18 protein-coding genes are annotated in these 22,195 nt (G+C 69.3%); 16 read left to right on the top strand and 2 right to left on the bottom strand.

Features of this window, described 5'->3' with window-relative positions; translation table 11 throughout:
• Nucleotides 1–1,457 (bottom strand): sigma-70 family RNA polymerase sigma factor (locus tag DI526_RS16375; RefSeq protein WP_304280235.1); only part of this gene is annotated, 1,457 nt, incomplete at its 3' end.
• Nucleotides 1,458–1,931: 474 nt separating this feature from the next.
• Nucleotides 1,932–3,860 carry a DNA primase gene (dnaG, locus tag DI526_RS16380; protein ID WP_304280237.1) on the bottom strand — a complete coding sequence of 643 codons (1,929 nt, stop codon included), beginning with the start codon at nt 3,858–3,860 and terminating at the stop codon, nt 1,932–1,934.
• A gap of 242 nt (nt 3,861–4,102) precedes the next feature.
• Between dnaG and DI526_RS16385 the strand changes: the two genes are divergently transcribed.
• The 16 genes from DI526_RS16385 to xylB all read left to right on the top strand — a co-directional run bounded on the left by DI526_RS16385 (nt 4,103) and on the right by xylB (nt 22,116).
• Nucleotides 4,103–4,987 (top strand): BON domain-containing protein, encoded by an 885-nt coding sequence (locus tag DI526_RS16385; protein ID WP_304280240.1) that lies wholly within the window; start codon nt 4,103–4,105, stop codon nt 4,985–4,987.
• Nucleotides 4,988–5,260: 273 nt separating this feature from the next.
• Nucleotides 5,261–7,222 (top strand): M61 family metallopeptidase, encoded by a 1,962-nt coding sequence (locus DI526_RS16390; RefSeq protein ID WP_304280243.1) that lies wholly within the window; start codon nt 5,261–5,263, stop codon nt 7,220–7,222.
• Between the two features lie 207 nt (nt 7,223–7,429).
• On the top strand, nt 7,430–7,942 hold the full coding sequence (locus DI526_RS16395) for a hypothetical protein (protein WP_304280302.1): 513 nt from the start codon (nt 7,430–7,432) through the stop codon (nt 7,940–7,942).
• A gap of 487 nt (nt 7,943–8,429) precedes the next feature.
• Nucleotides 8,430–10,853: a glycoside hydrolase family 3 N-terminal domain-containing protein gene (locus DI526_RS16400; protein ID WP_304280246.1), complete on the top strand. Its 2,424-nt coding sequence runs from the start codon at nt 8,430–8,432 to the stop codon at nt 10,851–10,853.
• A gap of 97 nt (nt 10,854–10,950) precedes the next feature.
• A complete protein-coding gene (locus DI526_RS16405; protein WP_304280249.1) occupies nt 10,951–11,346 on the top strand; it encodes a GFA family protein in 396 nt (131 codons plus the stop codon).
• A gap of 79 nt (nt 11,347–11,425) precedes the next feature.
• Nucleotides 11,426–11,839: a group III truncated hemoglobin gene (locus DI526_RS16410; RefSeq protein ID WP_304280252.1), complete on the top strand. Its 414-nt coding sequence runs from the start codon at nt 11,426–11,428 to the stop codon at nt 11,837–11,839.
• The gene (locus DI526_RS16415; RefSeq protein ID WP_304280254.1) at nt 11,836–12,558 is read left to right on the top strand and encodes a 2OG-Fe dioxygenase family protein; all 723 of its coding nucleotides are present in this window, start codon (nt 11,836–11,838) and stop codon (nt 12,556–12,558) included. The genes DI526_RS16410 and DI526_RS16415 overlap by 4 nt, the downstream gene beginning before the upstream one ends.
• Before the next feature lie 149 nt (nt 12,559–12,707).
• Entirely contained in the window at nt 12,708–13,337 is a 630-nt protein-coding gene (locus tag DI526_RS16420; protein WP_304280257.1) for a PepSY-associated TM helix domain-containing protein, read from the top strand.
• Between the two features lie 10 nt (nt 13,338–13,347).
• Complete coding sequence (locus DI526_RS16425) at nt 13,348–13,866, top strand: DUF2271 domain-containing protein (RefSeq protein WP_304280260.1); 519 nt, start codon at nt 13,348–13,350, stop codon at nt 13,864–13,866.
• Nucleotides 13,863–14,792 carry a DUF4198 domain-containing protein gene (locus DI526_RS16430; protein WP_304280263.1) on the top strand — a complete coding sequence of 310 codons (930 nt, stop codon included), beginning with the start codon at nt 13,863–13,865 and terminating at the stop codon, nt 14,790–14,792. The genes DI526_RS16425 and DI526_RS16430 overlap by 4 nt, the downstream gene beginning before the upstream one ends.
• Before the next feature lie 140 nt (nt 14,793–14,932).
• Nucleotides 14,933–15,925 (top strand): FAD:protein FMN transferase, encoded by a 993-nt coding sequence (locus DI526_RS16435; protein WP_304280265.1) that lies wholly within the window; start codon nt 14,933–14,935, stop codon nt 15,923–15,925.
• Nucleotides 15,925–17,310 (top strand): sulfite reductase subunit alpha, encoded by a 1,386-nt coding sequence (locus tag DI526_RS16440; RefSeq protein WP_304280267.1) that lies wholly within the window; start codon nt 15,925–15,927, stop codon nt 17,308–17,310. The genes DI526_RS16435 and DI526_RS16440 overlap by 1 nt, the downstream gene beginning before the upstream one ends.
• A gap of 86 nt (nt 17,311–17,396) precedes the next feature.
• Complete coding sequence (locus tag DI526_RS16445) at nt 17,397–18,452, top strand: LacI family DNA-binding transcriptional regulator (RefSeq protein ID WP_304280269.1); 1,056 nt, start codon at nt 17,397–17,399, stop codon at nt 18,450–18,452.
• 301 nt (nt 18,453–18,753) lie between these two features.
• The gene (locus DI526_RS16450) at nt 18,754–19,908 is read left to right on the top strand and encodes a fumarylacetoacetate hydrolase family protein (protein WP_304280272.1); all 1,155 of its coding nucleotides are present in this window, start codon (nt 18,754–18,756) and stop codon (nt 19,906–19,908) included.
• Nucleotides 19,909–19,924: 16 nt separating this feature from the next.
• Nucleotides 19,925–21,361 (top strand): aldehyde dehydrogenase family protein, encoded by a 1,437-nt coding sequence (locus DI526_RS16455; RefSeq protein ID WP_304280275.1) that lies wholly within the window; start codon nt 19,925–19,927, stop codon nt 21,359–21,361.
• Between the two features lie 5 nt (nt 21,362–21,366).
• The gene (gene xylB / locus DI526_RS16460) at nt 21,367–22,116 is read left to right on the top strand and encodes a D-xylose 1-dehydrogenase (protein ID WP_304280278.1); all 750 of its coding nucleotides are present in this window, start codon (nt 21,367–21,369) and stop codon (nt 22,114–22,116) included.
• Nucleotides 22,117–22,195 lie beyond the last annotated feature (79 nt).

The raw sequence follows: 22,195 nt of genomic DNA on the forward strand, positions 1-22,195 counted from the left end.
GCCTGGTCGGCGATCGAGCGGGTGATGGCCTGACGGATCCACCAGGTGGCGTAGGTCGAGAACTTGTAGCCGCGGCGGTACTCGAACTTGTCGACGGCCTTCATCAGGCCGATGTTGCCTTCCTGGATCAGGTCCAGGAACTGCAGGCCGCGGTTGGTGTACTTCTTGGCGATCGAGATCACGAGACGCAGGTTGGCCTCGACCATCTCCTTCTTGGCCTGACGGGCCTCGCGCTCGCCCTTCTGCACGGTCTGGACGATGCGGCGGTAGTCGTCGATCGGCACGCCGGTCTCGGTGGCCAGGGCGGCGATCTCCTGGCGGATGTCGCTGATCGAGCTGTTGTCGTTCTCGACGAACTTGGTCCAGCGCACGCCCATCGCCTTGACCTGCTCACCCCAGTTGGGGTTCAGCTCGGAGCCGAAATAAGCCTTCAGGAACTCGGCGCGGCTGATGCCGTAGCTGTCGGCCAGGCGCAGCAGGCGGCCTTCCAGGCCGATCAGGCGCTTGTTGATCGCATAGAGCTGCTCGACCAGGGCCTCGATGCGGTTGTTGTTCAGCTTCAGCGTCTTCAGGTGCTGGATGATCGTCGCCGACAGCCCTTCATAGGCCTTGCGGTCGGCGTCCGACAGGTCCTCGCCCTTCAGGCGGCTGCCGACCAGCTTGTCCTGCAGCTTGCGGAAGCTCTCGAACTCGCTGGCGATGGCGTCCAGGATGGCCATCACGCCTTCGCGCAGCTCGCCTTCCATGGCGCTGACGGTCGGACCGGCGCCGTCGTCGAAGTCGTCCTCGTCCTCGCCCTCGGCGCCCTCGGGCTTGGCCTCGCCGGCCTCGTCGTCGATCGGCTCGGCCGGACCGTCGTCGTCCTCGGCGGCCGGCGCGGCGGCCACGCCGTTGATCGCGGCGTAGGTGGCTTCCAGGTCGATCACTTCACGCAGCAGGATGCGGCCCGAGCCCAGCTCCTCGCGCCACACCATGATGGCTTCGAAGGTCAGGGCCGACTCGCAGAGGCCGCGGATCATGGTGTCGCGGCCGGCCTCGATCCGCTTGGCGATGGCGATTTCGCCCTCGCGCGACAGCAGCTCCACCGAGCCCATCTCGCGCAGGTACATGCGCACGGGGTCGTCGGTGCGGTCGTAGGCGGCCGGCTTGTCGCTGGTGATGACGGTGGTGTTCTCGTCGCGGGTCGCGACCTCGCCGCCCTCGCCGCCCTCGGCGTCTTCCTCGGCCTCGACGACGTTGACGCCCATCTCGCTGAGCATGGCCAGGGTGTCTTCGATGGCGTCGGGCGACACCTCCTCCGACGGCAGCACCTTGTTCAGCTCGTCCATCGTGACGTAGCCGCGGGCCTTCGCCTGCTTGATGAACTTCTTGACGCCGGCGTCGGTCAGGTCGAGCAGGGGACCGTCACCGCCGGTGGTTTCGGGCGCTTCCGTCTCGGCCGGGGAATTGGTGCTCATCAAGCTCTCCGCAATCGACGCCGCCTTCGTCCTGCAAGACGCGCGCCGAAAAAATCCGTATCGAAAAGGCTTGCCGGCCTCGTCCGCGCCTTTGATCAGCGCTTACCCAGCGATCACGTTCCCGTCAGGACGTGCGTCCGCGCTTTTCCGCCACGTAAGAACGCTCCGCGAGAGACCCGTCGGAGACACATAAGGCGATAAGCGCGTCTGACGCTGCTCCCGAAGGATCGGCGACCGCTAGGGACTTGGGGCGGCGGCGAGGGTGACATCCTGTTTCGATAAGGGCGCGCGCTCCGGCGGCCCGAGCGATGTCAATCAGCTGCTTGGCAAATCCTTGAGTCGGCATGTGGCTGTGGGTGACGCCGGTGTCAAGATGGGACGCACGGTTTTGGCGGCGGCGCGGCCATATTGTTCCGCTCGCCCCCTACGCCCGACCTCCCTGGCGAACGCCGGGGAGATCGGATCAGAGCGAACCTAGTGCAGCACCTGGGCCACGAGGCCCGGATCCGTCCAGCCGCCGCTGTCGATCAGACGCTTGACCGCGTCGCGTTCGGTCTTCAGCCGCAGCAGGGTCTGGAAGTCGCTCTCGTCGGCGAGGTCGGCCTTGGCGTCGTCCACCGCCCGCTCCAGCGCCGTCAGGCGCAGCAGCAGGTCGAAGGCCTGGGACCACAGCCCGCGGATCGCATCCTCCGGGCTCTGGGCGGCGCTTTGGGCGGCGTCGAGCGCCTTCACATGGGCGGCCGAGCGCTCCAGCGCCGCCAGGGTCTGGTCGTCATAGCCCGCCGAGGCCAGTCGCCCGCGCACCATGGCCGTCTCGACGTGGTCGGCGTCCATGCGCAGGTTCACGAGCTCCTGGGCGATGGCGTCCAGCCGCTGGTCGCCGAAGCCCTGGTTCATCAGCACCTCGATCCGGTCGTCGACGACCTTGGGATCACGGATCGCGGCGATCAGCAGGGCGGCCGAGAACGGGCGCGGCGCCTGCTGCAGCGCGGCGGCGGCCTGGCGGCCCTCGGCGGTGGAGCCTTCCAGCCGCCCCTTGCCGCCGCGCCGGGGCGTGTTGTCCCAGCGCGCGCGGGCCATGGTGCGGCCCGCCTCGCTGGGCGTCTGGGCCTGGCGCCGCGCGGCGCGCATCTCGTCCAGGCGGTCGAGCAGCTCTTCCTTGTAGGCGTGGGCCAGATCCTTGTCGGCGATGGTCGCCGCCAGGGTCCGCAGGCGGACCTTCAGGTTGGTGCGCTGCTCGGGCGTGTCGAACGGCTCGAGATCGCGCTCGCGCTCGAACAGCGCCTCGACGAACGGCTTGGTGTCGGAGAGCTGGGCCTTCAGCGCGGCGGGCCCCTGCTCGCGCAGCACGTCGTCCGGGTCCTTGCCGCCCACGGGCATCGAGAACAGGAACGAGCGGCCGGGCTTCAGCAGCGGCAGGGCGCGGTCGATGGCGCGGTCGGCGGCGCGGCGGCCGGCCTTGTCGCCGTCGAAGCACAGGGTTGGAGTCGGATGCAGGCGCCAGAGGCCCTCCATCTGCTCCTCGGTCAGGGCCGTGCCCATGGCCGCCACGGCCGGGATCCCGGCGCGCTGGCAGGCGATGACGTCCATATAGCCCTCGACCACCACCATCGGCGGCTTCTCGCCGCCGCTCTGGCCGGCGTGCAGGATCTTGCGGGCCTCGAACAGGCCGTACAGCACCCGCCCCTTGTGGAAGAGGCTGGTCTCGGGGCCGTTCAGGTACTTGGCGCGGGCGGCCGGATCCATCGCGCGGCCGCCGAACGACACGACCTTCCCGCGGCTGTCGGTGATCGGAAAGATGATCCGGTCGCGAAAGCGGTCATAGGGCTGGCCACCGTCCTCGGGCGAGATCAGCACCCCGGCGTCGACGAGGTCGCCCGGCTTGGCGCCCTTGGCGACCAGGTAGTCCTTCAGCCCCGTGCGGTTGTTGGGCGCGAAGCCGATGCGGAAGCGGCTCCATTCCTTTTCGGGCAGGCCGCGCTTTTCCAGATAGGCGCGGGCGGCCTGGCCGCCGGGTCGGCGCAGCTCGCCCTCGAACCAGGCCGCCGCCAGCTCCATCCAGTCGCCGAGCGACGAGCGCTTCTGCTCCTCGCGGGCGGCGCGGGGATCGACCTCGGGCAGACTCATGCCGGCCTCGGCCGCCAGCCGCTCGACGGCCTCGGCGAAGGTCAGCCGCTCGGTCTCCTGCAGGAAGCTGATGATGTCGCCGTGCTTGCCGCTGGAGAAGCAGTGGTAGAAGCCCTTCTCGTCGTTGACGAAGAACGACGGGCTCTTTTCCTTGGTGAACGGCGACAGCCCCGCATATTCGCGCCCCTGCCGCCGCAGCTTCACCGTCTTGCCGACGACGTCGGACGGGCGAAGGCGGGACTTCAGTTCTTCGAGGAAGCGGTCGTCGAAACGCATTGCGAGTGGGCGGAACTGTCCGGGCTTGAACCGGACACCTTATCTGGCGAGGCGCGTCGCCAGAACCGGACGCAACGACCTCGTCCCAAGCCATACCGCGAGTCCCCACAGGTTACCCACAGATTAACCGGCCAAGCGCCGCCTTAGGAACGTCGCTCGCCGCCCGCCCGTTCTTAGGGCCGAGACGCGGTCCTCAACAGCGAGGCCGCGCCCGTTTGTCCAGAACGCCAGGGAGAAGACCCATGCCGCAACGGTGGAACGATCGCGAGGGCCGCTTCGACGTCGAGCCCGACTTCGACCAGGACCGGGGCTATGGCTATGACGCCAGCCGCCGCCGGGATCCGGCCTATGACAACAGCTATCGGAGCGAAGGCGGATACCGCACCGACGACGGCTATCGCAGCGACAAGCAGCGGGGCGGGAGCCAGTTCCTGCGCGCGGCCCAGCAGGGCGGCGATATCGGCTATGGCCGGACCGGCTCCGGGGCCGACTACGGCGCGGGCGCCGGCGGTTATCGCCAGCCCGGCGACTTCGGCCGCGTCGGCGGCCACGACTTCGGCGGCGCCACCGGCGACTACGGGTCGAGCGGCTATTCCAGCCGCACCGCCGACTATGGCGACGCGCGCTATTTCGAGCACCGCGACCGGGACCGCTACGGCCGCGAGGGCGCCTATGGCGACTACAATCCCTATCGCTCGTTCAGCCGCACCGACCGCACGCGGCCGCAGGATGAAGAGCGCACCTGGTTCGACCGGGCCCGCGACGAGGTCTCCTCGTGGATGGGCGACCGCGACGCCACCCAGCGCCGCCAGGCCGACGGCGAGCATCGCGGCCGCGGCCCCAAGGGCTATCGCCGCTCGGACGAGCGCATCCGCGACGACGTCAACGACCGGCTGACCGACGACGCCTGGCTGGACGCCCAGGGCATCGAGGTGACGGTCCAGGAGTCCGAGGTCACCCTGTCGGGCACGGTCCGCTCGCGCGAGGACAAGAAGCGCGCCGAGGCCATCGCCGAGACGGTCTCGGGAGTCGACCACGTGCAGAACAACCTGCGCCTGGATCGCGGGACGAGCACGACCGGGACGACCGCCACGACCGTTCCGACCTCGTCCGACCCGCTGGGCTGATCGAAGATCCTCCCCCGCGATGCGGGGGAGGTGGCCCAGAGGGCCGGAGGGGGCTAGCCCGTCCGATCTCCAGCCAGCCCCCTCTGTCACTCCGTGACAGCTCCCCCGCATCGCGGGGGAGCATCTTTTTGATTACGAATCCGCAGCTTCGTTTCACCCCTGAAACGCTGACCCCATATTCCGCATGCGGAGGCCAACTTGGCCTCGACAAGCTGAGGTTAACGCCACAAACATCCCGGCTTCTCGCCGCGGGAGGACGCCCGCGCGCCGCAATTGGGGTGTTTCGTGAAAGCGCTGTTCTTCTCCGTCTCCGTCCTTTCCCTGGCCGCCACCGCCGCCCTGGCCCAGGTCCCCAGCCCGATCGGCTCGCAGCCTTGGCCGGAGTCGGCCGCCCCGACCGCGCCCATCCCCGCGCCCAAGGACGTCCCCTACGCCGGCGCGCTGAAGGTGGCCGTCGACGCCACCGACATCGACCGCAAGATCTGGAACGTCACGACCACCATGCCGGTCAGCAAGGCCGGCCACTTCGTGTTCCTGTACCCGCAGTGGGTGCCGGGCGGCCACTCGCCGCGCAACGACCTCGACAAGCTGGCGGGCCTGGTGGTCACGGCCAACGGCAAGCGCATCCCCTGGACGCGCGACGTCGTCAACGTCCACGCCTTCCACGTGGACGTGCCGGCCGGCGTCAGCGAGATCCAGGTCAGCTACCAGTTCCTGACGGCCGTCGAGAGCCGCATCGGCCGCATCCAGGTCACGCCCGAGATGCTGAACCTGCAGTGGCTGCAGGTGACCATGTATCCGGCCGGCTACTACACCCGGAAGATCCCGATCGAGGCCAGCGTCAAGCTGCCGGAAGGCTGGAAGCTGGCCACGGCGCTGGAGACCGCCAAGACCGAGGGCCAGGTCACGACCTTCAAGCCGACCACGGTCGAGACCCTGGTCGACAGCCCGATCTTCGCCGGCAAGTACTTCAAGTCGATCGACCTCGACCCGACCGGCCCGGCCCCCGTGCGCCTGAACCTGGTCGCCGACAGCCCCGAGAACCTCGAGGCCAAGCCCGAGCAGATCCAGGCCCACAAGGACCTCGTCCAGCAGGCCTACAAGCTGTACGGCTCGCACCACTACGACCACTATGACTTCCTGGTCGCCATGTCGGAAAAGCTGGGCGGCATCGGCCTGGAGCACCACCGCAGCTCCGAAAACGGCGTCTCGCCCAAGTACTTCACCGACTGGGACAAGCAGTTCACCGGCCGCTCCCTGCTGCCCCACGAATACACCCACTCGTGGAACGGCAAGTTCCGCCGCGCCGCCGACCTGTGGACGCCCAACCTCAACGTGCCGATGCGCGACAGCATGATGTGGGTCTATGAGGGCCAGACCCAGTACTGGGGCAACGTCCTGGCCGCGCGCTCGGGCCTGATGACCAAGCAGCAGACCCTGGACTCGTTCGCCGCCACCGCCGCGCTCTACGACAACCGTCGCGGCCGCGACTGGCGTCCGGTGCAGGACACCACCAACGACCCGATCATCGCCAACCGCAAGCCGCTGTCGTGGCTGTCGTGGCAGCGCAGCGAGGACTACTATTCCGAAGGCCTGCTGGTCTGGCTCGACGCCGACACGCTGATCCGCGAGAAGACCGGCGGCAAGAAGTCGCTGGACGACTTCGCCAAGGCCTTCTTCGGCGTCGACAACGGCTCCTACGTGCCGCGCACCTATACGTTCGACGACGTGGTCAGCACGCTGAACGGCGTGTACCCTTACGACTGGGCCAGCTTCCTGAAGACCCGCATCCAGGAGGTGCAGGAGAAGGGCCCGCTGGATGGCCTGGAGCGCGGCGGCTACAAGCTGGTCTACGCCACCACGCCCAACGAGTTCATGAAGGCGTCGGAGACCAGCTCCAAGAGCACGGCGCTGAGCTACTCCCTGGGCCTGACCGTGGGCTCGGACGGCGTGATCCGCGACGTCCAGTGGGGCGGCCCGGCGTTCAAGGCCGGCCTGATCCAGGGCCTGACGGTGGTGGCCGTCAACGGCGAGGCCTTCGACGGCGACAAGCTGAAGGCCGCCGTCACCGCCGCGGCCAAGCCGGAGAACCCGCTGGTCGAGCTGCTGATCAAGGACGGCTCGCGCTACAAGAGCGTCAAGATCGACTATCGCGGCGGCCTGCGCTACCCGCGCCTGGAGAAGATCGCCGGCGTTCCCACGCGCCTCGACGACATCCTGACGCCGCGCAAATAGGCTGCGAACGCCTCGCAGCCTGCGACGAAATGCAGAAGGGCGGGAAGCCGGCGATTGTGCCATCTTCCCGCCTGTTCATTCCCTCTGAACGCGTACCAAGGGCCCGCCACCCCCCTCTCCCTCGGCGGGCCCTTTTCGCGTCTGGCCTCTCCCCCCATCCTCGGCGATCTTGGCGCGCGGCCCCGCGAGCGGCTATCTGTCGTGGCGATGGACCAAGAGCTTCCCACGCCCGCGCCCCAGGCGCTGCAGCGCGTCACCACCCAGTATGTCGTCAACGAGGACCGCATCCGCCTGTCGGGCGAGACGGCCGAGGGCGAGACCCTGGTGCTGTGGCTGACCCAGCGGATGCTGGGCGTGCTGATCCCTCGCCTCGTCGAGTGGCTGGAGCAGCAAGGCGGCGACGCGCTGCTGCAGGAGTTCGCCCAGCAGGCCGCCGAGGCCGCGCTCGAGGCCGAACCGCCCGTCGCGGCGCAAACCCAAGGCGGCTGCGTGACCAGCATCGACATCGCGACGGGCCCCGACGGCGTGCTCCTGGTGTTCAAGGCGGAGGGCGACGACCAGGGCGCCAGCCTGGCCCTGCTGAACGCTCCCCTACGGCAATGGCTGGGCATCGTACGCGCGCAATATGTGATCGGCGGCTGGCCGACGGCCGTCTGGCCCGCGTGGATGGACGAGACGCAGACGGCCCCGCCGCCGGCCGTAGGCTTCGCGCTGCACTAGCGGCGCAAAGAAGGCTCTTGTCACGGCCAACGCAGGAAGTGAGGTGGGTCGTCCCAGATCACGATGCCCCTCCCGATCATCAGATCCCTTTCCGCTTGCGTTGAGAGATTCCAGCGATCAGTCCAATCGATGGCCCCTGGTTCGCTCGGCTCAGGCCGGGCGTAGCAAGTGCTCGGAGCACCTGTCCAACGCCATACCGCAAACCACGTAACCTCGTGAGTATGAGGATCGGCGACTGAAACCACCTCAGCACGCAGTTGTGTAATCAACGGAGCGGACATTTCGATTTGCTTCGGCTTGAGAGATCCCACGTCTCCGATCCTGCCCTCAGCCAAAGGGCTCTCAGGAGCGCGCCAGTTATTTCCGCCCAACCTATGAGACCGGTAACATTTCCGGCTTGAGTGGTCAGACAACTGCCCCCATAGTGCCGCCTGAAGGCGGCCCCAGAGCCGCCGCGCCAACCGCGTAGCCCCGGGGAAACGACCAGATGACCACCGCCATCACCCGCCGCCTGTTCGGCGCGAGCCTCGCCGCCCTCTCGGCCGCCGCCATGCCGGCCCTCGCCCAGACCGCCAGCAAGGCCCCGAAGACCTCCGCGGCCGGCAAGCCGCTCTACAAGGACCCGACCCAGCCGATCGACGCCCGCGTCCAGGACCTGCTCGGCCGCATGACGCTGGAGGAAAAGGCCGCCCAGCTGATCGGCATCTGGCTGACCAAGTCCAAGATCCAGACCCCCGACGGCGAGTTCTCGCCGGAAGAAGCCAGCAAGAACTTCCCCAATGGCCTCGGCCAGATCTCGCGCCCGTCCGACCGCAAGGGCGCCAAGCCCGTGACGGTGATCGGCGCGGCGGCCGGCGCCGACGACGGCGCGATCAACCGCAACGCCAAGGAAACCGCCCGCTACACCAACGCAGCCCAGAAGTGGGCGGTCGAGAAGACGCGCCTGGGCATCCCGATGCTGATGCACGACGAGGCCCTACACGGCTATGTCGCCCGCGACGCGACCAGCTTCCCGCAGGCCATCGCTCTGGCCTCGACCTTCGACACCGATCTGACCGAGAAGATCTTCGCCGTCGCCGCCCGCGAGATGCGCGCCCGCGGTTCGAACCTGGCGCTGGCCCCCGTCGTCGACGTGGCTCGCGACCCGCGCTGGGGTCGGATCGAGGAGACCTACGGCGAAGACCCGCACCTCTGCGCCGAGATCGGCCTGGCGGCCATCCGCGGCTTCCAGGGCAGCACGCTGCCGCTGGCCAAGGACAAGGTGTTCGTCACCCTCAAGCACATGACCGGCCACGGCCAGCCCGAGAACGGCACCAATGTCGGCCCGGCCCAGATCTCCGAGCGCATCCTGCGCGAGAACTTCTTCCCGCCGTTCGAGCGCGCGGTGAAGGAGCTGCCGGTCCGCGCCGTCATGCCCAGCTACAACGAGATCGACGGGGTGCCCTCGCACGGCAGCCGCTGGCTGCTGACCAAGATCCTGCGCGAGGAGTGGGGCTACAAGGGCTCGGTCCAGAGCGACTACTTCGCCATCAAGGAGATGATCAGCCGCCACAAGCTGACCAACGACCTGGGCGAGACCGCCGTGCGCGCGCTGCACGCTGGCGTCGACGTCGAGCTGCCCGACGGCGAGGCCTACGCCCTGATCCCCGAGCTGGTGAAGGCCGGCCGCATTCCGCAGTTCGAGGTCGACGCCGCGGTGGCCCGCGTCCTGACCATGAAGTTCGAGGGCGGCCTGTTCGAGAACCCCTATTGCGACGAGAAGACCGCCGACGCCAAGACCGCGACGCCGGACGCCGTCGCCCTGGCCCGCGAGGCCGCCCGCAAGGCCGTCGTGCTCTTGAAGAACGATAAGGGCGTGCTGCCGCTGGACGGCAAGAAGATCAAGCGCCTGGCCCTTCTGGGCACGCACGCCAAGGACACGCCGATCGGCGGCTACTCCGACGTGCCGCGCCACGTGGTGTCGATCTATGAGGGCCTGACCGCCGAGGCCAAGGCCCAGGGCTTCGCCCTCGACTACGCCGAGGCCGTGCGCATCACCGAGCAGCGCATCTGGGCCCAGGACAAGGTCAATTTCACCGACCCGGCCGTCAACGCCAAGCTGATCGCCGAAGCCGTCGAGGTCGCCAAGAAGGCCGACGTGGTCGTCATGGTGCTGGGCGACAACGAGCAGACCAGCCGCGAGGCCTGGGCCGACAACCACCTGGGCGACCGCGAGAGCCTCGATTTGATCGGCCAGCAGAACGACCTGGCCAAGGCGATCTTCGACCTGGGCAAGCCGACCGTGGTGTTCCTGCTGAACGGCCGCCCGCTGTCGATCAACCTCTTGGCCGAGCGGGCCGACGCCATCATCGAGGGCTGGTACCTGGGCCAGGAGACCGGCAACGCCGCCGCCGACGTGCTGTTCGGCCGCGCCAATCCGGGCGGCAAGCTGCCGGTCAGCATCGCCCGCAACGTCGGCCAGCTGCCGATCTACTACAACCGCAAGCCCACGGCCCGTCGCGGCTATCTGGGCGGCGACGTCACCCCGCTCTATCCGTTCGGCTTCGGCCTGTCGTACACGACCTTCGACATCTCGGGCCCGCGCCTGGCCAAGGCCAGGATCGGCCAGGGCGAGAGCGTCAAGGTCGAGGTCGACGTGACCAACACCGGCAAGATGGCGGGCGATGAAGTCGTCCAGCTCTACGTCCACGACGAGACCGCAACGGTCACCCGTCCGGTGCTGGAGCTGAAGCACTTCAAGCGCGTCACCCTGGCCCCCGGCGCCAAGACCACGGTCACCTTCGAGATCAAGCCCTCGGACCTGTGGATGTGGAACCTCGACATGCAGCGCGTCGTCGAGCCGGGCGACTTCTCGATCCTGGTCGGCCCGAACTCGGTCGACCTGAAGAAGGCCACGCTGACGGTGGCGTGACCGTGGCCGGCAAGCGCCCCGGTCGCTCAGCCCGGGGCGCGAGCCTGCTGACAGTTCCTGGCTCGTGGCTCCTCCACCCTGCGCGCGGGAGGAATCAATGACGATCCATGGAAGTTGCTGCTGCGGCCGCGTGAAGTTCGAGCTGCTGGAACCGCCCCGCATGATGGGCACCTGCCACTGCTCGCGCTGCCGCAAGGTGGGCGCGAGCACGTTCGTGATCGTGTCCCGCTCGACGCTGAAATGGCTGAACGGTCGAGAAGCGGTCATCCGCTACGCGCCCGAGCCGCCCTACAAGTACGGCCGGTGCTTCTGCGGCGTCTGCGGCACGGCCTTGGGCGAGATCCTCTCCGAGGACGAAACGTTCCCCATCGCCGCCCATGCGCTGGATGACGACCCGCAGGTGCGCAACCGCTTCCACGAGTTCGTGGCGGAAAAGCCCGACTGGTACGGCATCTGCGACGAGGCCAAGCAGTTTCCGGGTCATCCGGGCTAGCGTCCTTAAGTAACAATCGAAAGCCAAGTTTGATCGCGCCGGGGTTCAGTCCCGGCGCGTAAAGGCCCATATCGCGGCCATGTCCGCTTCCGACCGCGCCCAGGCTCGCGCCGACGCCGCCCCGTTCACCGACGAAGAGATCGACCGGCTGGTCGAGACCTTCTACGCGCGCGTCCGCCAGCACCACCGCCTGGGCCCGATCTTCGAGAGGGCGATCGGCGAGGATGGCTGGCCCCAGCACCTGGCCACGCTGAAGGACTTCTGGTCGTCGGTGCTGAACACCTCCGGTCGCTACAAGGGCCAGCCGATGGTCGCGCACCAGTCGGTCGAGGGCATCACCGAGGGCCTGTTCACGCCTTGGCTCGGTCTGTTCCATCAGACCTGCGCCGACCTGTTCGATGCGCCTCGCGCCGCCATCATCGGCCAGAAGGCCGAACGCATCGCCAAGAGCCTGAAGCTGGGCCTCTTCTTCAAGCCGGACGCGGTGGCGTGAGCGCGCGCGAGGCGCTGGCCGCCGACGGTTTCGTCCGCTTCGAGGGCCCCGAGACCCTGGCGCTGCTCGGCGCCGAGGCGGCCACAAGCTTCAAGACGTTCGCTGATAGTTGGAACGACCTGCCGCTGGACGGCTTCATGGCCGACGGCGGCCGCTATCGCCGGCGGCGGTTCGCCGCCTTCGCGGTCTCGCCCGACGGCGTCGCCCGCAAACCGCATCAGCCCCATTGGCAGAGCCGCGACTACAACCCGCTGAACGGCGGCGTGCAGCGCTGGTTCGAGCCGGTGACCGAGGCGATCGCCGACCACCCCGTGACGCGCGGCGTGATCGCGGCGGGCCTTGAGCTCTTCCAGCCGCTGACGACCGATCCGCCGCCGGCCTGGCACGTCGAGCTGCATCAGTTCCGCATCGAGGCCCGCGCCGACATGGCGGGCCAACCGACGCCCGAGGGCGCGCACCGCGACGGCGTCGACTGGGTGATGGTCATGCTGGTCGACCGCCGCAACGTCGACAGCGGCGTCACCGACATCTATGCGCCCGACGGAGCGAGCCTGGGCTCCTTCACCCTGACCGCGCCCGGCGACATGGTCTGCGTCGACGACCACCGGGTGCTGCACGGCGTCACCGCGATCCGCCCGCTCGACCCGAGCCAGCCGGCGATCCGCGACGTGCTGGTCGCCACCTTCCGGCGGCCGGACGCGCGCGACGGCCAAGCTTGACTGTAACGCCGCGGCGACATTCCGACATCCGATCGACACCTGAGATGCGGAAAAGCGATAATCCGGCGCGTGGCTCGCCTTCGCGCTTGATATTGCAATTCGTTCTCAAGTAAGGACGAGCCTCCATCGCCAAGGTTCCTCGAACGCCCGTGAAGTCCGCCGCCGACCAGCACCGCCGCTCCTTCTGGCTGAAGCAGCTGCACCAGTGGCACTGGATCAGCGCGGCCGTGTCGCTGATCGGCATGCTGGCCTTCGCGGTCACCGGAATCACCCTGAACCACGCCGGCCAGATCGAGGCCCAGCCCAAGGTCGTCAGCCGCAAGGCCACCCTGCCGCCCGAGCTGCTGGCCGTGCTGGCCAAGGGTCCGGAAGAGGGCAAGCGCCCCCTGCCCGTGCAGCTTGAGCCCTTCCTCGACAAGGCCGTCGGCGCCGACGTCGCCGGCCGCGAGGGCGAGTGGTCGCCGGAAGAGGTCTATGTCGCCCTGGCCCGTCCGGGCGGCGACGCCTGGCTGTCGATCGACCGCGAGACCGGCGCGATCGAGCATGAGAAGACGACGCGCGGCGTCGTCTCCCTGCTCAACGACCTGCACAAGGGCCGCAATTCGGGCAAGGCCTGGAGCTGGTTCATCGACATCTTCGCCGCAGCCTGCGTGATCTTCACGGTCACCGGCCTGATCCTGCTGCAGTTCCACGCCCGCGCGCGGCCCCTGACCTGGCCCCTGGTGGGCCTTGGCCTGGCCGCGCCGGTCATCCTCGTCATCCTGTTCGTCCACCTTTGAGGCAGACACCGTGAAGTCCAAGCTTTCGCTGCTCACCTTTGCCGGCGCCGCTGTCGCGAGCGCCCCGGCCCTGGCCGCCGATCTCAACGTCACGGTCGAGATCCCGCGCCTGTCGGTCGCCGAATACCACAAGCCCTACGTCTCGATCTGGATCGAGAACCCGGCCGACGCCAGCGCCGCCGGCACCCTGGCGGTCTGGTACGACGCCGACAACAAGGAAGACCACGGCGCCAAGTGGCTGAAGGACATGCGCCAGTGGTGGCGCAAGGCGGGCCGCGAAATGAGCTTCCCCGCCGACGGGATCAGCGGCGCGACCCGCGCGCCGGGCCCGCAGAAGCTGGTCTTCGCCGGCTCCAAGGGCGCGCTGAAGGACCTCAAGCCCGGCCAGTACAACCTGGTCGTCGAGGCCGCTCGCGAAGTCGGCGGCCACGAGGCCGTCCGCGTGCCCTTCACCTGGGGCAAGCCGGGCAAGCCCGCCACCGCCAAGGGTTCCGCCGAACTCGGCGCCGTCACCGTTTCCGTGAAGTGAGAAAAGCCATGACCTTCAAGAAGCGCCTTCTCGCCGTCGCCGCCCCCCTGCTGATTGGTGGCGTGGCCCTGGCCCTGCCGATGTCGGCCTCGGCCCACCGGGGCTGGCTGCTGCCGGCCTTCACCACCCTGTCGGGCGACAACGCCTGGGTGACGGTCGACGCGGCCATCTCCAACGAGCTGTTCTATCCCGACCACCGCCCGATGCGCCCCGACGGCGTCCAGGTCCTGGGTCCGGACGGCGCGGCCGACAAGATCCAGAACGCCTCGACCGGCCAGTACCGCTCGACCTTCGACGTCCAGCTGACCAAGCCGGGAACCTACAAGATCTTCACCGCCAGCAACTCGGTCATGGCCAGCTGGACCGAGAACGGCGAGGTCAAGCGCTTCCGGGGTTCGGCCGAGGACTTCGCCAAGCAGGTCCCGGCCGGCGCCGCCGACCTGAAGACCATCAAGATGGCCAGCCGCAACGAGACCTTCGTGACCCGCGACAAGCCCTCGGCCGGCGCCCTGGCCCCGACCGGCAAGGGCCTGGAGCTGGTCCCGGTGACCAATCCGACCGACGTGGTGGCCACCGAGCCGGCGACCTTCAAGTTCGTGCTGGACGGCAAGCCCGCCGCCGACCTGGAAGTCACCTTCATCCCCGGCGGCGCCCGCTGGCGCGCCACGCCCGGCGAGATCAAGGTCAAGACCGGCGCCGACGGCGCGGTGAAGTTCACCCTGCCGGAAGCCGGCATGTACTGGGTCAACGCCACGGTCCGCTCCGGCGAGACCGGCCGCGGTCCTGGAGGCCCCGGCATGGGCGGCCCGGGTGGTCCCGGAGGCCCGGGCGCGCCCGGCGCGGCCCCGCAAGGCCCCGCCACGCCGCTGGCCGGCAACGGCGTTAGCGCCAGCTATACCGCCGTCATCGAAGCCCAGCGGCCTTAACCCTCAAACAGCCGTGTCATCCCGGGCGGCGTAGCCGACCCGGGACCCAGGGGCCAAGCCCGGTGCCGCCGCTCCTGGGTCCCGGCTCTCCGCTTCGCTGCGGCCGGGATGACACGGCTTTTTTCTGTTTCTGAAAAGCCATGCCCCGCGTCCTCGTCCCCGCCCTGACCACGCCGCCCGCCCGCCCCGTCGGCGGAAGCGTCCGCGCGTTCGGCGGCGCGACCATGGGCACGACCTGGTCGGCCAAGGCGGTGCTGCCGGCGACCGTTGACCTTCCCGCGCTCGAGGCCATGGTCCAGCGCGCGCTGGACGCCGTGGTGACCCAGATGAGCCCCTGGGCGCCGCTGTCGGACCTGTCGCGCTACAACCGCGCGCCGGCTGGCGGCTGGATCCGCCTGCCCGAGGCCACGCTGACGGTGCTGCGCCGCGCGATCGAAGTCGCCGAGGCCAGCGACGGCGCCTTCGACCCGACGCTCGGCGCCCTGACCGACCTGTGGGGCTTTGGCCCCCGCCCCTTCTCCGGCGCGCCCCCCGAACGCGACGCCGTCGCCGCCCTGCGCGAGGCCGGCGGCTGGAAGCGCCTGACGCTTGACGGCGAGGCCCTGTTCCAGCCGGGCGGCCTTCGTCTCGACCTCAACGGGATCGCCAAGGGCTTCGGCGTCGACCAGGCGGCCGCCGCGCTCGATAAGGCCGGGGTGAAGAGCTACCTCGTCGAGGTCGGCGGCGAGCTGCGCGGGACCGGCGCCAAGCCGGACGGCCAGCCCTGGTGGGTCGAGCTGGAACGGCCTCCCAGCGCCAACGACGCCGAGAAGACCGTCGTCGCCCTGCACGATCTCGCCATCGCCACCTCCGGCGACTACCGCCGCTTCTTCGACCACGAGGGTCGGCGCTACGCCCACACCCTGGACCCCGCCACCGGCGCGCCGGTGACGCACGCGACCGTCAGCGTCACGGTGCTGGCCAAAGACTGCATGAGCGCCGACGCCTGGGCCACGGCCCTGACCGTGATGGCACCCGACGCCGCGCTCGCCTTCGCGGCGAAACACGACCTCGCGGCCCTGATCGTCAGCCGCGCCGCGTCCGGCGGGCTGGAAGAACGCCTGTCGCCCGCGCTGCGAGCCATGCTGGACTGATGCCCGACCTCTCCGCCTTCTCGCCCGAGGTCCGCCGCCTGCTGGAAGCCGGCGCCGTCGCCGGGGCCTACGCCCTGTTCTGCGGTGGGATCGCCCTGCGCGAGGCCCTGCGCCGCCGCGCCGCGCGCCAGGCCGCCGAGGCGCTGTCGCAAGGGGCCGGCGAACCCGTGCTGGTCGCCTACGCCAGCCAGACCGGTTTCGCCGAGGAGCTGGCCGCCGCCACCGCCAAGGCCCTGTCCGACGCCGGCGCGCCCGTGACCCTGCGCGAGTTGTCGGCCGTCACCGCCGCCGACCTCTCCGGCCGCGCCCTGTTCGTCGTCAGCACCACCGGCGAAGGCGACGCGCCCGACAGCGCGCGCGCGTTCATCCGCGACGTGATGAAGGACGGCGCCGACCTTTCGGCCCTGCGCTACGGCGTCCTGGCGCTGGGCGACTCCACCTACACGCACTACTGCGTGTTCGGCCGCACGCTGGACGCCTGGCTGGCCCACGCCGGCGCTCAGCCCCTGTTCGACCGCGTAGAGGTCGACGACGGCGACCCAGCGGCGCTGCGCCACTGGCAGGGCAAGCTCGCGATCCTGACCGGCGTCACCGACGCGCCCGACTGGAGCCGCCCGGCCTATGGCCGCTGGACGCTTGCCGCCCGCGAGCACCTGAACCCCGGCAGTCCCGGCGGCGAGGCCTGGCGCATCCGCCTGACGCCGCCCGCCCCGTCCGTAGGCGACGGCGCGACCTGGCGGGCCGGCGATATCCTGGAGATCGGCCCGCGCAACGATCCGGCGCTGCCGCATCGCGAATACTCGATCGCCTCCCTGCCCGCCGACGGCGGCGTCGAGCTGATCGTTCGTCTGGCGGTCCGCGCCGACGGCCAGCCGGGCCTGGGGTCGGGCTGGCTGTGCCGGTTCGCCGAGGTGGGGGGACCGATCGACGCCCGCGTGCGGACCAACCGCAGCTTCCACGCGCCCGATCCGGCGCGGCCGCTGATCTTGGTGGGCGCGGGCACAGGGCTGGCGGGCCTGCGCGCCCACCTGAAGGCCCGGATCGCCGCCGGCGCGACGCGCAACTGGCTGGTGTTCGGCGAGCGCACCGCCGCCCATGACTATTTCCTGCAAGACGAGATCGAAGGCTGGGCCGCCTCCGGGGCGCTGGAGCGGCTGGACTTGGCCTTCTCGCGCGACCAGGCCGAGCGGCTCTACGTCCAGCACCGCCTGCGCGCGGCGGCGGACACCCTGCGCCAGTGGGTGGCGCAGGGCGCGGCGATCTATGTCTGCGGGTCGCTGGACGGCATGGCGGGCGCGGTCCATGCGGCGCTTGTCGACGTCCTCGGCGCGGAGACGGTCGAGCGGCTGATCGACGAGGGCCTCTATCGCCGGGACGTCTACTAGGGCCACGCTCGCGCGATCACGGCCCCGCTCTTCCAAGCTGCGCCCGAACCGGTCTAGTGTCCCGCCCGCATAGGGACACTACAAGAATGAGCCAACCGCCTGAGCGCCAGCGTCGTCGCACGACCCAGAGCGCCACGATCCGCGACGTCGCCGCCCGCGCCGGGGTCTCGCCGATGACCGTCTCGCGCGTCATCAATCGCGAGAGCACTGTCAAGGAAGAGACGCGCGTCCTGGTCGAGAAGGCCATCGCCGAGCTCAACTACGCCCCCAATCCCGCCGCCCGCAGCCTGGCCGGCAGCGCGCCGTTCCGCATCGGCCTGCTCTACGACAATCCCTCGACCGGCTATCTGTCGGAGTTCCTGGTCGGCGCCCTGGACGAGAGCAGCCGCACCGGCTCGCAGATCGTCATCGAGAAGTGCGCCGAGCCCGAACTGGCGGGCGCCACGTTGGCCCGGCTGCTGAAGACCGGCGTAGACGGCCTGATCCTGCCGCCGCCGCTGTGCGAGTCCCCGCAGGTCCTGGCCGAGGTCAAGGCCGCCGGCGCCGCCGCCGTGGCCGTCGCCCCGGGCATGGCCAGCGCCGACATGGCCACCATCCGCATCGACAACGAAACCGCCGCCCTGGAGCTGACCCAGCATCTGCTGGCGCTGGGCCACAAGCGCTTCGGCTTCATCAAGGGCCACCCGAACCAGACCGTCAGCCAGCAGCGGCTGGACGGCTTCCTGGCGGCGCTGAAGGCCGCCGGCATCCCCGACAAGGACATCCTGGTCGAGCAGGGTTACTTCACCTATCGCTCGGGCCTGGAGGCGGCCGAACGGCTGCTGGCGGTCGAGCCGCGTCCGACCGCGATCTTCGCGGCCAACGACGACATGGCCGCCGCGACGGCCGGCGTCGCCCATCGCCTGGGCCTGGACGTGCCGGGCGACGTCTCGATCGTCGGCTTCGACGACACCTCGATCGCCGACAACATCTGGCCGCCCCTGACCACGGTCCACCAGCCGATCGCCGCCATGGCCCGCGCGGCCGTGGATCTGGTGCTGGAGGAAATCCGCCGCCACCGCGACGGCGGCGGCGAGCCCCGCCAGCTGACGCACCCGCACACGCTGATCGTGCGGGACTCCAGCGGGCCGGTGAGCGAATAATCCCCTCTCCCGCCGGAAGAGGGCGGGGCCCGCGCGAAGCGTGGGAGGGTGAGTGGGTAGGACGGTTCAGGGCTCGCAAAGACTCTCGGATAAGGACGGTGAGGGCGTAACCACTCACCCTCCCACCGCTACGCGGCGGGCCCCTCCCTCTCTCAAAGAGAGAGGGATTTCGGACCTCTTCCCCTATTGGTCTGACAACGTGCTTGCAGCCGCTACATGTTAGCGCTACCAAGCTTTCGACCAACGAGCGCCGCCGACGGTTTCGGCGTGTGCAGACGCTCGGCAAAGGGGAGACGACGCCGTGGGCGTAAGCGAATTCCTTCCGGAAGACTGGAAAAACGCGACCCTGCTGGGCCGCATCGACTTCGGCGAAGGCCCGACGCCCGTGCTGGTGCGCGGCGGCCGCGTCGAGGACATGTCCAAGGTCGCGCCGACCGTCGCCGACCTGATGAACGCCTTCCAGCCCGGCGCCCCCCTGCCGCGCGGCGAGGACAAGGGCCCGCTCGAAGACCTCGACATCCGCCCGGTCTGGGAAGACCCCGAGGGCGCCGCGCCCGTGAAGCTGCTGGCCCCGGTCGACCTGCAGGTGCTGAAGGCCGCCGGCGTGACCTTCGCCGTCTCGACCCTGGAGCGGGTGATCGAGGAGCGCGCCCGCGGCGACGCCGCCGCCGCCCTGAAGATCCGCGAGCAGCTGTCGGCCAGCATGGGCGGCGATCTCAAGAGCGTGAATCCCGGCTCGGAGGGCGCCGAACGCCTGAAGCAGACTCTGATCAAGGACGGCCTCTGGTCGCAGTACCTGGAAGTCGCCATCGGCCCCGACGCCGAGATCTTCACCAAGGGTCCGACCCTGTCCTCGATGGGCTGGGGCGACCATGTCGGCGTCCGCTATGACAGCCACTGGAACAACCCCGAGCCGGAAGTCGTGCTGCTGTGCGACGGTTCGGGCCAGATCCGCGGCGCCTCGCTGGGCAACGACGTCAACCTGCGCGACTTCGAAGGCCGCAGCGCCTTGCTCCTCAGCAAGGCCAAGGACAACAACGCCTCGTGCGCCATCGGTCCGTTCTTCCGCCTGTTCGACGAGACCTTCAGCCTGGACGACGTCCGCTCGGCCGAGGTCGAGCTGAAGATCACCGGCCGCGACAACTTCGTGCTCGACGGCAAGTCGAACATGAGCCTGATCAGCCGCGATCCCGCTGTCCTCGCGGGGCAGGCGTTCGGCAAGCAGCACCAGTATCCAGACGGCTTCGCCCTGTTCCTGGGCACCATGTTCGCCCCGATCCAGGACCGCGACACCCCCGGCCAGGGCTTCACCCACAAGGTCGGCGACCGCGTCCGCGTCTCGACCGCCAAGCTGGGCGTGCTCGAGAACGAGGTCACCACCTGCGACAAGGCCAAGCCGTGGACGTTCGGCCTGTCGGCCCTGATCCGCAACCTGGCCGGCCGCGGCCTGCTGTAATCGAAGGATCATCGGCATGACCGACACCCTGCGCCACTATATCGGCGGCGAACGCGTCGCGGCCGACGCCCCGGCCGAGAGCCTGAACCCGTCCAACACCAACGACGTCGTCGCCAAGGTGCCGATGGGCGGCCAGGCCGAGGTCGACGCCGCCGTCGACGCGGCCAAGAAGGCTTTCCCAAGCTGGTCGGAAGCCTCGCCGGAAGTCCGCTCGGACCTCTTGGACAAGGTCGGCTCGACCATCATCGCCCGCAGCGCTGACATCGGCCGCCTGCTCGCCCGAGAAGAGGGCAAGACGCTAGCCGAGGGCATCGGCGAAACCGTCCGCGCCGGCCGCATCTTCAAGTACTTCGCCGGCGAGGCCCTGCGCCGTCACGGCCAGAACCTGGAAAGCACCCGTCCGGGCGTCGAGGTCCAGACCTATCGTCAAGCCGTCGGCGTGTTTGGCCTGATCACGCCGTGGAACTTCCCGATCGCCATCCCGGCCTGGAAGGCCGCGCCCGCGCTCGCCTTCGGCAACACCGTGGTGATCAAGCCGGCCGGCCCGACCCCGGCCACCGCCAACGTCATCGCCGACATCATGCAGGAGTGCGGCGCGCCCGCGGGCGTGTTCAACATGCTGTTCGGCCGCGGCTCGATGGGCGACGTGCTGATCAAGCACAAGGACGTGGACGGGATCTCGTTCACCGGCTCGCAGGGCGTGGGCGCGCAGGTCGCCGCCGCCGCCATGGCGCGCCAGGCCCGCGTGCAGCTGGAGATGGGCGGCAAGAACCCGCTGATCATCCTGGACGACGCCGACCTCGAGCGCGCCGTCGCCATCGCTCTGGACGGCTCGTTCTACGCCACCGGCCAGCGCTGCACCGCCAGCTCGCGCCTCATCGTCCAGGACGGGATCCACGACAAGTTCTTGGCCCTGCTGGCCGAGAAGGTCGCCGCGCTCCGTGTTGGCGACGCCTTGGATCCCAACACCCAGATCGGGCCGGCCGTCTCCGAAGACCAGATGGAGACGAGCTACAAGTACATCGACATCGCCACCGGCGAAGGCGGTCGCGTCGTGACCGGCGGCGGTCGCCTGAAGCTCGACAATCCGGGCTGGTACGTGCAGCCGACCCTGATCGCCGACACCGAAGCCGGCATGCGGATCAACAACGAGGAGGTCTTCGGCCCCGTCGCCTCGACCATCCGGGTCAAGTCTTACGAAGAGGCCCTGGAGATCGCCAACGGCGTCGAGTTTGGCCTGTCGGCCGGCATCGCCACGACCTCGCTGAAGTACGCCCGCCACTTCCAGCGTCACGCCAAGGCCGGCATGACCATGGTCAACCTGGCCACGGCCGGCGTCGACTACCACGTGCCGTTCGGCGGCACGAAGAGCAGCTCGTACGGCGCGCGCGAACAGGGCTTCGCCGCCGTCGAGTTCTTCACCCAGACAAAAACCTCCTACTCGTGGTCGTAAGCAGCATGTCCTCAGCCATCTATCCCAGCCTGAAGGGCAAGCGCGTCGTCATCACCGGCGGCGGTTCGGGCATCGGCGCCGGCCTCGTCGCCGGCTTCGTGCGCCAGGGCGCCGAGGTGATCTTCCTCGACATCGTCGACGCGGACTCGCAAGCCCTGGTCGCCGAGCTGTCGAAGGACGCGGCCATCGCGCCGGTCTACAAGCGCTGCGACCTGATGGACATCGACGCGCTGAAGGCGGTGTTCGCCGAGATCGGCGACGTCGACGTGCTGGTCAACAACGCCGGCAACGACGACCGCCACAGCCTGGCCGACCTGACCCCCGCCTACTGGGACAACCGGATCGGCGTGAACCTGCGCCACATGGTGTTCGCGGCCCAGGCCGTGGCCGAGGGCATGAAGAAGCGCGGCGGCGGCGCCATCATCAACTTCGGCTCGATCAGCTGGCACCTGGGTCTTGAAGACCTCGTCCTCTACGAAACCGCCAAGGCCGGCATCGAGGGTATGACCCGCGCCCTCGCTCGCGAGCTGGGCCCCGACGACATCCGCGTCACCTGCGTGGTGCCGGGCAACGTCAAGACCAAGCGCCAGGAGAAGTGGTACACCCCCGAAGGCGAGGCCGAGATCGTGGCCGCCCAATGCCTGAAGGGCCGCATCCTGCCGGATCACGTCGCCTCGCTGGTGCTGTTCCTGGCCTCGGACGACGCCTCGCTGTGCACCGGTCACGAATACTGGATCGACGCCGGCTGGCGTTGACAAAAGCCCCCTTCCCCCTTGATGGGGGAAGGGTCGGGGATGGGGGTGATATGGCGGTTCGGCCGCCGATGTCCTATTC

This window comes from Caulobacter segnis (genome assembly GCF_003243465.1).
Classification (GTDB): domain Bacteria; phylum Pseudomonadota; class Alphaproteobacteria; order Caulobacterales; family Caulobacteraceae; genus Caulobacter; species Caulobacter segnis_A.